The following is a 10807-nucleotide window of genomic DNA, read 5'->3' on the forward strand; positions in this document are numbered from 1 at the left end:
AAGGTCGCCCGCCGCCGGCTGCGTCCCCTGCCCGGCAGCCGCCCTGCCTGCTCCCCGCCTCGCCGGGTGGCCTGCCTGGCCGGCGCATGCGCTCAGTCGCTCCAGCGGTCGTGGATCTCGCTCAGCGTCGCGAACCACACATCGTCATGCTGCCGCGCATGGCGGATGAACCGCTCCAACATCATGATCGCGTGTGCCCGCCCGCTCACGAGGCCGTGCACGGTGAGGGTCACGACGCCGCCGGGCTCGTTCTCGTAGGCGTAGTCGAAGGTGTCCCGCCACCGTGTGAAGACCCCCTCGGTCGACATGAGCCCGGCGAGCATCCCGGGTACATGGTCGAGTGCGGGGACGTCGTCCATGTGCCAGGACACGGGCAGTTCCAGCACCGAGCTGGGCGGGCCGAACTCGTTCGGTTCCTCGCGGTGGACCACGACGGAGCGCGGCCGGTAGGGGATGAAGTCGCGGCCCATCAACGAGCTGTCCCAGGCGAAGCCGAACTCCTCAAGGATGCCGAGTGTGGCGTCGGAGAAGTCCCAGGCCGGTGAACGGTAGCCGCGAGGGCGCCTGCCGACGATCTTCTCGTGCTGGCCGAGCTGCAGCTCCATCAGCCGCCGTTCCTCCTGCTCCGTGAGCGAGGGCACCGACTCGTGGTACGCGCCGTGCGCGGCGATCTCGTGCCCGTGGTCGAGCACCGACCGGATACTGTCCGGGAACGTGATCAACGTGTGCCCGGGTGTGCACCAGGTCGTCTGGATCTCGTACTTCTCGAACAGCGCGAGCAGGCGTGGGGCGCCCACCTCGACGTCGAAATCTCCGCGCGACAAAAACGCGGGGCTGAGCCTGGACGTGTCTCCGTTGGGCGCGCACTGCGCGTCGAAGTCGACGCCGATGTTGACGGCGAGACGTTTACCTTCGGGCAGGTTGAGCGGCATGAAGGCTCCTTGGCCGAGTGCCGGGGGCTTGCTCGTCGTGTTCCCACCAACACCGCCTTCCATCCCGCGTGTTCCCCTCGGCTGTGCTCGAACCACTCCGCTCGCGTCCGAACAGGGCTTCACCCCGACCCGTTGATGAACGAACCAGCCCACCCATCACACACGCCGTCGGCTGCGTTCTGGGCTGGGGAGGCAAGGACGATGCCGGGCACACGTTGGTGGTGTGCCCGGCATCGATGGTGCGGTGGTCAGATGAAGGCGACCGCGGCGGCTCCGCCGAGCGCGGCCAGTACGTACGCCAGCATCTCCTGCCAGCCCTTGAGCGGCTTTTTGTGGCCCCGGGTGCTGAGCAGCATGACGGAGTTGGCGGCGTAGCCCGGAACCAGGATGCCGAGAACACCGAGCAGGCTCAGGGTGCCGATGCTCCACTCGAAGTCGATGCCGCTGAACACGGCGATGGCGACCAGGGCCAGTGCGGCGACGGAGTACACCAGGCCGGGGCCGAGCCTGATGTCGTCACGCTTGTGTGGCGCTGTCTCGTTTCTCTTGTAGTGGCGCCAGTGCCGCCGTCCAGTGCCGAAGCGGGCGAGCAGCATGATGACGAGCTCTGCCGCCACCACGGCGACCGAGACGTGTTCCAGAGTCACGAGTCCACCTCCGGCGAGGTCAGGTGCAGGCCTTCTGGATGGCGCTGATGCCGATGAACGCCTTCACGGCCTCCCGCTCCTTCGAACCTACGTGCTTGCCCTTCATGAAGCGCCAGAGGATCTCGGCCGTCTTCTTGGCGCCGTAGCTCTTGAACAGCTTGACCGCACGGGCCACCCGGACGCCCGAGCCGGCGGGAACGAAGGAGATCAGCACGCCGGCCACCGCCGCGGCGCAGCCGACGACGAACTTGGTCTTGTCCCACCAGCCGAAGGCGACCGCAGGGGCTTTCTCGCCGCTCTGGGCCCCCAGGTTCTGCAGGGTGGTGTAGCGGACCTTCTCGTTGGCCAGGACGGGCAGCATGGCGGCCTGGGCCTCGGTGTCGCCGGGGTAGGCGGCCTCGGCGGTCTGCTGGGCGGTGGGCGACGCCGGCAGCGCGGCAAGCCGCTCGCGCAGGCCGTGGGTGTCGATGGTGCGGGTGAGCGCGATGTCCAGCGCCTGGGCGAACTGGTCTTCGCTGATGCCGAGTTCGGCTATGCCGTCGGCCAGGGTCTTGCCCTGCTCCAGCTCGCCGGCGGTGAAGCCGCCCTGGTCGGCAAGCTGCACGGTCGCGGCCCGGTCGGTGGGCTGGTGCGGGGTGGCCTGAGCGGCCTGGGCGCCGGTGGCGGTGGCCAGGACGGCGCCTGCGGTGACGGAGGCGACGAGCATGGCGCCGCGGGTGAACATTCCACTTCTCGTGGCAGAGAACTTCATGAGTGAATACCCCGTGTTCAGGCATGATTGCGAGCACATCTCCCGCTTCGGGAAGAGCGCCCATTTGGTCCCGCAGATGACAGCACATCAAGATCGTTTTGCATGTGACGGAGATCGCAAAGGCGGTCGTATCGGTCGCCTGGGCTGCAACTTTGGAAAGTTGGCCCCGAGGGTACGAATGGGCGTGTGAGCGGGCTGTCAGTGGGTGGTGTGGTGGCGGCCCCCGGAACCCTGGCGGTGCGACGACGATGTCGAAGGCGTCACCGGCTGCAACGAGATCGGCGGTTGCACCTCCGGCAGGTGTGCTGCCGACTCGTCTCCGGGTGGATGACCTCTGACCCCGCGCCTACGTACCGGCGTCTGTCCTCACGTTTTGCCCAGGCCCGCCGGGAGGAATGGCTCCCCGGTGTCATCGGCCGGCCAGGCCCGCAGGACGTGAACCTCACGCAACGGGCCCGACGGGCAACGCTGACGCGGCATGAGCCGCCGAAATAGAATACAGAGCAGTGCTGTATTCTATTCTCGTGAAGTCTGATGACAACGATCCCGAAGGTTGTGCCACCGCCGCATCGGCCCCGGCCACGAAGGCCCCCGGCCGGCCGCGCAGCCGGGAGGCGGACGAGGCGATCCTCGCGGCGGCACTCGATCTGCTCATCGAGCGAGGTGTTGGCTTGACCAGCATCGAGCAGGTGGCGCGCCGCGCCGGAGTCACCCGCGCCACCGTGTACCGGCGCTTCCCGACCCTGACCGACCTGCTGGTGCGTGCGGTCGAGTGGGAATACCGGGACGCGGACCCCGGCTCGCTGGACTGGCCGGACATCGACAGCATGGTGACGGCCTGGGCCGACCACCTCGGCGAGCCCCGCGCGCGAAGGCTGATGCGCCGCCTCTACGGCACGGTCGACGACCTGCCCGAACTGCTGCGCGCCTACCACAAGGCCCACGGCAGCCACCGCAGCCTTGCGGTGCACACCACCTTGGAGCGGGCCCGCGCGGCCGGGCAGCTCCCCCCGAACAGTGACCCGGAAATCCTTCAGCAGCTGCTCAGTGGCGCGGCCCTGCAACACCTCGCCGCATACCCCGACACCACCGGCGCGCAAGAGGTCAAAGCCTACTTCCTCGCCGTCCTGCGACAGGTCGGGCTCTCGACCCCCATACGCCAAGGGAGTACCACACGATGACCGAGAACTTGACGTGGCTTGGACGGGACGCCCGCAAGGCTCGCAAGGAGGGCATGCCCGCCGTCATGCGGCGGCAGCGCGAGCGGCTGGCCGACATGGTCGCCCATGCCCGGGCCACCTCCCCGTACTACCGCAGTCTCTACCGCCAACTGCCCGAGCGGGTGGAGGATCCGACGCTGCTGCCGGTCACCGACAAAAAGCAACTGATGGGTCACTTCGACGACTGGGTGGCCGACCGCGCCATCACGTACGAGAAGGTGCGCGCCTTCAGCGACGATCACGACCGGATCGGGCAGCGCTTCCTCGGCAAGTACATGGTGGCCACCACCTCGGGCACCAGCGGCCGACGCGGCCTCTTCGTCCTCGACGACCGGTACATGGACGTGGGAGCCGCACTCACCTCCCGCGCGCTCGCCACGTGGCTGGGGCCCGCCGGCCTCCTGCGGGCAGCCGCTCGCAGCGGCCGCTTCGCCCAACTCGTGGCCACCGGCGGGCACTACGTCGGCTTCGCCGCGTATTCCCGCACGCTCCAAGCGGGCGGGTGGCGCAGCAAGCTGATCCGGGCCTTCCCGGTGCACACGCCGATGGCGCAGCTGGTGGCCGAACTCAACGACTACCGCCCCGCCTTCGTCATCGGCTACGCCAGCACGATCATGCTGCTCGCCGCCGAGCAGGAAGCCGGCCGCCTGCGTATCAACCCGGTGCTGGTCCAGCCGGCCGGCGAGACGATGACCACGGACGACACCGACAGGATTGCCCGCGCCTTCCGCACCACGGTCCGCGCGATGTACAGCGCGACCGAGTGCACCTACCTCAGTCACAGCTGTACTCGCGGCTGGTACCACGTCAACAGCGACTGGGCCGTGTTCGAACCGGTCGACGCGGACCACCAGCCCACGCCGCCCGGCCAGTTCTCGCACACCGTGCTGATCAGCAACCTCGCCAACCGCGTACAGCCATTCCTGCGCTACGACCTCGGCGACAGCGTCCTGCTCCGGCCCGACCCGTGCCCGTGCGGCAACCCGCTGCCCGCGCTCCGCGTACGAGGGCGCGCAGGCGACATCCTCACTTTCCCCACCCACTCCGGCGCCCCCGTGCAACTCGCCCCCCTGGCCTTCGGCACCCTCTTCGACCGCACTCCTGGAGTCGAACTGTTCCAGGTCGAGCAGACCGCCCCGTCAACCCTGCGCGTACGTCTGCTGCCAGCCGCCGACGCCGACCCGGACCGCGTGTGGCAGAGCGCCCACCAGGAGCTGACCCGCCTGCTCGCCGACAACAAACTTGACCACGTCTCGGTCCAGCGTGCCGAGGAACCACCCCGTCAGACGGCCGGCGGCAAGTACCGAACCGTCATCCCATTCGACCAGTCGGACACCCGGCCCTGAGCTTGTTCGCAAGGTGCCTGGCCACGTACGGCGAGGGCCACTGGTCGCCTGAGCGCTGTGCCAACGTCGAAGAGAAGAGGGGGCAGGGCGCCGGTTCTTCGAGCCGGGCGGCCGGCTTGGGTCGGTGCCACATCAGCCGGTGATCTGCGCGTCGGCCTGTGGCTGTGGCTGTGGCTGTGGCTGAGTCTGCGGCTGCGGCAGCCCGGCCAGGACCTGCCGCAGCCGCGACACATCGACGTCGTTCCCGCTGTTCAGGGCGTCGTACATCGCGCCGTGTCCGCGCCTGACCTGGACCACCGCAGCCAGAAACGGGGGCCGGAGCCATCAAGGCTGGCTCCGGCTTGCCGTCGGTGCGGAGTCCGCCCGGTCGGCGGTGCGAGCTGGTTTACAGCGGTGCGCCCAGCGGCCAGACGCGTTCGGCGAGTCGCCCGCGTAGGCAGCCTGTGGTGGTGTCTGCCTCGGTGAGCCAGTCGGCAGTGACCAGCAGTGCGGCGTGCTCGGGGACTTGGTCGGCGCGCAGGGTGCAGAAGGCGGCGGCCAGGTCCAGGTCCAGGCCGCCGTCCTCGGCGCGCCCGAGGCGGCCATCGGGGCGGGTGTGGGCGGCGGTGTAGAGCGCCAGGAGCCGTGTCGGGGCGCCCAGTTTCTTCTTACGGATCTTCCGGTCACCCAGTACTTTCTGCGCCCAACCGGAAATCCGGGAGCGGGCGACCTTGCCGAAGGCGAACGGGCGGGGCTGCCCGGGCAGCAGCGCGGGAACGGTGAAGGCGGTGGCGTCTTCGGGACGGGAGGCCAGTGCCTCGGCCACGGTGCCTGGCAGGCGCAACCAGCCGGCGTCGACCAGCTGCTGAAGAACTTGCTCGGCATCGCCCTGGAGCCAGCCGGTCAGGTCCTGGCCGGTCACGTTGCCGGTGCCGTCCCGCGCGGCCCGCAGAGCGAGCATGAGCACCGCCAGGCGCACCTCAGCCTGCGGGTACGGGGCGTGGGCGGTGGCGTAGTCCAGCACGGTGCGGGCGTGCGCGGCCTGCGTGCGGGTGAGCAGCCGTTCCACCACCGGCCCGCCGTCTGTCGTGCCACCGCCGCGGTTCTCGTGCATCTCACGGGTGGTCTGCGCGGCCTGCTCGGCGCGCTGAGCCTCGTGGCGCAGGGAGCCGTCGCCACTCACGTCGGCCCACAGCCGGAAGGCGCGGGCCTTGCGATCGTGGAGCTCGGCCAGGAGGTCGAGGTTGGGTTCGGTGCGCCGCTGATAGGTACGGAAGGCGTCCCCGAGTTCGATGAGTTCGGTCCGCAGGACGTCGGGCTGCAGGTCGTGCGGCACGGTCCGCTGCGCGATCTTTCCCCACCGCTTCGCCGACCGGGACGCTGCACCCGGTACGGCGGCGCGAGCCTGGGGGACCGGCGCCGACCCGGCGACCGGGGAGGACGGATCCGCTGCGGGGGAGGGGGAATGGTCGGAGAAGACTGCTGCCATGCCGCCTGCTGCTGTGCCGCTGGCCTGCTCCTGCTGCGCGGCTGCCTCAACCGTAGTCTGGTCCGTCCTGGCCGAGGCGGTGCGGACCGGAGAAGGGGCGATATCCAGGACGCGGCAGCCGGGCGTGGCGGCTGCACAGCGCGCGCACATCTCGGCGATCCGCCACAGCCGTCCGGCACGGTCCGCGGACACCGCCAGGACCACCGGGCCGCCGCACCACACCGCCTGCGCCGGCGGCTGCGGCCCGCTGGGGTATCTGGCGTCGGAATCAGGGGTGTGCCAGGCGCAGTCGGCGGCGCGGCAGGCACACCACGCCTCACCGCAGGGCCCGCCATCCGCGCGGATATGAGCCAGGTGCGTGTTGACGTGTGCGACCGCGGCCTTGCGCCCGGCCGCCGAGCCCTCGGGAAAACGCTGGTCAGGGCAGGTTGGGCGCGAGCAGGAGAGCTGTACCGCGCCGGCGGAAGGGCGGCCGTAAGGGGCCAGACGCACCGTCCATACCCGCCCCGCCACACGCTCCCCCTGCCGCGTGCCGGTCTCCACCGCCATATGCGTACTCCCAACGTTGCTTTAGCTATTACCTGGGTGGGTCCATCTTCGGGGACAACAGGGGGCAACTGTGGTCAGTCTGCGGAAGAACGAATGTTCCCAGTTCTGTGTTATTCGCATGCGCAGCCCGGGCACCTGGTCGGCATTCTCGTGGTGATGTGTCTCCGCGCGGGCTCTGGTTCCTTCTCGCCGATGTGGTGCTGGCTGGTCACGCCAGCAGGAGAAAGCCCTGTATGCGAGTGTCCCCGCGCCGATTGCTGCATCGGGCGGGGACTTCGCTCGGATCTCAGCAGTTCTGATACCGGATGACATGACAAGGAGGCTGACGACGGTGGTGCCCGCTCCGTAGGGCGCACTGCACAGGCCCTGATGTGCGCTCTCTGTGCGCTGTGCCCGGAGCCGGGTCATCAGCGCCGTAACCGGCCCGCGGCAACGTCAACGACGCCGACGGCGCCGTGGGTCCGGTGCGGGAAGCGGGGCACGGTCGCGCGGGGTCAGGCGCGGTCGTGGAGGTTCCTCAGTCCTGTGCGGTGTGCTGCCAGGGGCGCACGAAGTCGTGGAGGGCCTGCTGTGCGGCCGGGGCGATCACCGAATCGTTTACGGGAGTGCCGGCAGGGTGAAGGAGATGGTCGAGCCCGGGAAGAATCCGCAGTCCCGGACCGGTGGTACGGGCGGCGTCGAGGCCCGACAGCAGAGCGGGCATCGTCCGGCAGGGCACATTGGTGTCCTCCGTGCCGCAGGTGACGAGCGTCCGTGTGCCGGGCGCGACACCTCGGGCGACGGTCGGCGGGAAGAGAGCGTCGTCGCTGCGGACGAAATCCGCGTTGACCGGCCCGAACATGCCCTTGAGGAGGGCGGCGAGGGACGGCATCAGCGCCGAGGTGTCCACCGGGCGCCGAGCGCGGAAGTCCGCGATGGCCCTGGCCACGCCCCGGTTGTTCCACCACGCCTGCCGTGCGGTGAGGTGCCCTGCGGCAACCGCCCGGTTCAATGTGTCCGCCAGCTGGAGGCGGACCAGGTCCAGCAGCCGCATGCTCTGCGGGGCGATAAGCGCGAGCCCGGCCGGTTTCTGCTGTACGGCGCGGTCGACGAGCAGTGCTTGCAGGCCGCCTTCACTGTGCCCGACCACGAGCAGCGCGTGCGGGTCGGCTTCAGGCTGGGCGCGCAGGGAGTTGTACGCGGTCACGGCCTGTCGGGTGTAGGCGGCCATGTCGGGAGCGCTGTCGCGTCCGCCCAGGCCCGTGCGCCCGGTGCCGTATTTGTCGAACCGCAGGCTCATCACACCGTCACCGCCGAGGATGCCGGCCGTGAGGGCCAGGGTGTGGGGAGTGAGGCCGGGCGGCTCGTCGCCGTTGCGGTCGGTCGGGCCGCTGCCGGGAAGCAGCAGCGCCGCGGCGAGCTTGTGGCCCGCACGGTGGGCGGGTATGTGCAGCGTGCCGTACGCGGTGACGCCGTCCGCGGTGAAGTGGATCTCGCGGTCCACGGCGGGTATGAGGGCGGCTCGGGGGGCCGCGGACGCCCAGGCCGTGCCCGGTACCGGCCCGACCGCGACGACGGCGACCGCCGCCATGAGCACGGCGAGCATTCCGCCGCGCCAAGGGGTGCGTAAACGCATGTGTTCTCCTGAATGATCCGAAGCGGTCAGATGAATGATCCAAAGTGGTCAGAGAAAGGGGGAGGGCGGGGGAGCGGTGGCCGGGGCGCAGGCACCAGACCCTGACCATGCGGCCGCCGGCGATGTCGTCGCCGTCGGCTGACCGACCACACCGACCACACCGACCACACCGACCAGGCCGGGGGCGCCGGCCTGCCAGGGCTCCCGTGACGTCCACGAACATAGGGTGGGCGGCCAACACGTCCAGGACGGCCGCCATCCGCCCGATGTGTCCGGCACCGGGGACGGCTTCGCCCAGGCGCTCCGAGATCGCCGTGCGGCTCGGGTGCTCTCGGGACTTGACCAGCGTCCGGGCGACCCGGTGCAGTTGCAGCAGTGTGTCGCCGGGCGTTCCCAGCTCCGCCTGCCGCCACCGATCCATACCGCGGGTGTGCCGCACGGTGAGTGCGACCATCCGCGTCGAGACGCGTTTCACTACCACGAGCAGCACCGGCTGCCGCGGCGAGGGAACTGGCGGGCGCATCCGCAGCCGCCGTACAGCGGTCCGGGCTCCGCCGCGGCCGCCAGCCGCTTCGGATCGCTGAACCGCACCGGGTCATCGGCAGGCCGATGGTGGCCACGACGTACAGGACGGGCGCGTACCGGGACTGCCACGGCTCCAGCGCCACCCGCCCCAGATGAAACAGGCTGCCCTCGCGGGGCCGGTCGGCCGACACCCGCGGCACCTCCTCCCACACGTGAACCGGTATCTGCCGTGCCGCTCCGGCGTTGTGGTGGGCCGTCCGTGCAGTACGCCATACCAAACCTTCCGACGGCGTCGGCCTGACCTCCATGTTGCCAGCCACTGGTCAGCGGCCCACCTCCGCTTGCCCGGAGAGCACTGGATGCGATCGTCGCGGTCGGCGGCGTGGTCCGGTTCGCCTTCGTTGGCCTGAACCGGTGGTTGCGTCCTCGGCACCGAACCGCCCCTGCCACTCACCGGCCCCGGCAGCTCCCGTGCTCAAGCAGTCCAACCTGCGGGTGGTACGGCCGGACGACCCGCGATGTGAGGGCTACATCGCATTGGACGGGTGCAAGGGCCCAAAGCGTGTTGCGCAAGGCGGTGAACCGGTGAACCGTGCATCTCCGGTATATGGACGGGGTGATGAGGGCCGAGCGGATGTGGGTGGAGACGATCACCGGGCTGCGTGTGGACCAGTTCGAGCGGGTGCTGAAGGCGGTACGTGAGCGCGGCGGTAATGTCACCTTGATGGGTCGGCCGTGAAGTCTTCCACTCGCGGAACGAGTCCTGATCGTGGCTGTGTATTACCGCACGAACCTGGCCATGGCCCCGCCGACGCCACAGACCGGCTGTGGATCGTGGACGCCACCCTGCTCCCGGTCCGCGACCGGCGTGTCGGCGCTTCCTCGCAACTGCGGGTTCTCGGTAAACGTGCAGGTCATCGTGGATGCTGACCCTCGCCTCATCGTCGCTGCGGCACGACCGGTGCCGGGCACCACTGCGGCATGGTGGTGCCGCACCGCAAACGCCCCGGCCGGGCGCTGCTCAAGAGTGAGGAGGACGACAGCGCCGAGCACCGCAAGGTCCGAGCCCGCGTGGAACACGTCATCGGCCGGATGAAGGTCTACAAGGTCCTCCGCGACTGCCGGCAACGCGGCGACGGGCTCAGCGACGGGCTCCACCACGCCGTCCAAGCCGTCGCCCACATGCGCAACCTCGCCTTCGCCGCATGAGCAGGCACCCCGTCACCGGCTCTGACCTGCTGCTCGGTCCCAACCTTCTGCAACACGCTTTGGCCACGGACATTGATGCTGGCGGCCACACCGACGGTTACGACACAGCCGTCGACCGCATCCGCTCCTATGCATCTGACTCAGAACGGCGCCGGGGATCTTGCGGACTGATCCTTCGTGTACTGTTCTCCGAGTTGCCACGGCGCCGACAGGCACCGCGACAGCCACTCACGCCGCACCGGCGGCACCACCACCACTGCACGACTCCCGAACGGGAACAATTTCGGCATGCCGGAATTCGAACCGCCGACTCGATTATGAGTCACCGGGAGAAACCGCTAAAGTGGTGATCACGCCGGAAGGCGCGGAAAACCCCCTCCGAACGGGACCGGAAACGGAAAGCGGAAACGCCGAACGGATCTGGTAAGATCGGAAATGCGAAGAAGCCGGAAGGCCGAAACGCACCGGCGAAAATCAGGACCGCGAGGATCTGATAGAGTCGGAAACGCAAGACCGAAGGGAAGCGCCCGGAGGGCCTGGTGAAA

At 69.4% G+C, this 10807-nt stretch carries 9 protein-coding genes and 1 pseudogene; 3 read left to right on the forward strand and 7 right to left on the reverse strand.

Annotated features, from left to right (window positions below; genetic code table 11):
- Positions 1-92 precede the first annotated feature (92 nt).
- The 3 genes from ACH4K4_RS26635 to ACH4K4_RS26645 form a co-directional block, all read right to left on the reverse strand.
- Positions 93-932, reverse strand: coding sequence for a polysaccharide deacetylase (locus ACH4K4_RS26635; RefSeq protein WP_398170624.1), 840 nt, complete (start codon positions 930-932; stop codon positions 93-95).
- A gap of 248 nt (positions 933-1180) precedes the next feature.
- Entirely contained in the window at positions 1181-1579 is a 399-nt protein-coding gene (locus ACH4K4_RS26640) for a hypothetical protein (protein ID WP_398170625.1), read from the reverse strand.
- A gap of 19 nt (positions 1580-1598) precedes the next feature.
- A complete protein-coding gene (locus ACH4K4_RS26645; protein WP_398170627.1) occupies positions 1599-2303 on the reverse strand; it encodes a hypothetical protein in 705 nt (234 codons plus the stop codon).
- A gap of 551 nt (positions 2304-2854) precedes the next feature.
- Here ACH4K4_RS26645 and ACH4K4_RS26650 point away from each other — a divergent pair.
- Together ACH4K4_RS26650 and ACH4K4_RS26655 are read left to right on the forward strand one after the other, a co-directional pair.
- Positions 2855-3511, forward strand: coding sequence for a TetR/AcrR family transcriptional regulator (locus ACH4K4_RS26650; protein ID WP_398170629.1), 657 nt, complete (start codon positions 2855-2857; stop codon positions 3509-3511).
- Complete coding sequence (locus ACH4K4_RS26655; RefSeq protein WP_398170630.1) at positions 3508-4896, forward strand: phenylacetate--CoA ligase family protein; 1389 nt, start codon at positions 3508-3510, stop codon at positions 4894-4896. Before ACH4K4_RS26650 ends, ACH4K4_RS26655 begins: the two co-directional genes overlap by 4 nt.
- 132 nt (positions 4897-5028) lie before the next feature.
- Here the strand turns inward: ACH4K4_RS26655 and ACH4K4_RS26660 are convergent, their stop codons facing one another.
- The 3 genes from ACH4K4_RS26660 to ACH4K4_RS26670 all read right to left on the reverse strand — a co-directional run bounded on the left by ACH4K4_RS26660 (position 5029) and on the right by ACH4K4_RS26670 (position 8528).
- Positions 5029-5163, reverse strand: a complete 135-nt coding sequence (locus ACH4K4_RS26660; protein WP_398170654.1) for a hypothetical protein — start codon at positions 5161-5163, stop codon at positions 5029-5031.
- A 118-nt stretch (positions 5164-5281) separates the two neighbouring features.
- Positions 5282-6364: a hypothetical protein gene (locus ACH4K4_RS26665; RefSeq protein ID WP_398170632.1), complete on the reverse strand. Its 1083-nt coding sequence runs from the start codon at positions 6362-6364 to the stop codon at positions 5282-5284.
- Between the two features lie 1066 nt (positions 6365-7430).
- A complete protein-coding gene (locus ACH4K4_RS26670) occupies positions 7431-8528 on the reverse strand; it encodes a serine aminopeptidase domain-containing protein (protein ID WP_398170634.1) in 1098 nt (365 codons plus the stop codon).
- Positions 8529-9660: 1132 nt separating this feature from the next.
- Here ACH4K4_RS26670 and ACH4K4_RS26675 point away from each other — a divergent pair.
- Positions 9661-10262, forward strand: a pseudogene (locus tag ACH4K4_RS26675) (IS5/IS1182 family transposase).
- Positions 10263-10584: 322 nt separating this feature from the next.
- Here ACH4K4_RS26675 and ACH4K4_RS26680 read toward each other — a convergent pair.
- On the reverse strand, positions 10585-10807 hold a 223-nt coding region (locus ACH4K4_RS26680; RefSeq protein ID WP_398170635.1), incomplete at its 5' end, for a hypothetical protein.

It is taken from the genome of Streptomyces sp. NPDC017529 (assembly GCF_044329785.1).
In the GTDB taxonomy this organism is placed as follows: Bacteria; Actinomycetota; Actinomycetes; order Streptomycetales; family Streptomycetaceae; genus Streptomyces.